The sequence below is a fragment of the Halorubrum sp. SP3 genome, assembly GCF_005435195.1.
GTDB classification, from domain to species: domain Archaea; phylum Halobacteriota; class Halobacteria; order Halobacteriales; family Haloferacaceae; genus Halorubrum; species Halorubrum sodomense.
This window is the reverse complement of record NZ_SGTU01000798.1, coordinates 1-216: the sequence shown is the minus strand read 5'-3', so window position 1 is coordinate 216 and position 216 is coordinate 1. Positions and strand designations below refer to the sequence as shown.

The window sequence follows — 216 nt, the reverse complement described above, 5'->3', positions numbered from 1 at the left end:
ATCGACCGGCTCCGGTCCGACGTGGACGCAATGCGGCCCGGGCTGGCGGAGCGGTACTCCCGCGTCGAGCGCCAGGCCGAGCAGTTCGAGGTGATCAAGTCGCGGGCCACCGTCATCAAGCGGATCCGCTCGCTGCTCGCGGACGCCGAGAGCGAGGTGGCGCTGTCGATCACCGCCAAGCAGCTCCCGGAGGTGAAGGAGGCGCTCGTCGACGCG

General features: G+C 70.8%; 1 protein-coding gene. It reads left to right on the top strand.

Going from position 1 to position 216, the window contains the following annotated elements; translation table 11 throughout:
• On the top strand, positions 1-216 hold a 216-nt coding region (locus tag EXE42_RS18255), incomplete at both ends, for a TrmB family transcriptional regulator sugar-binding domain-containing protein (RefSeq protein WP_275938251.1).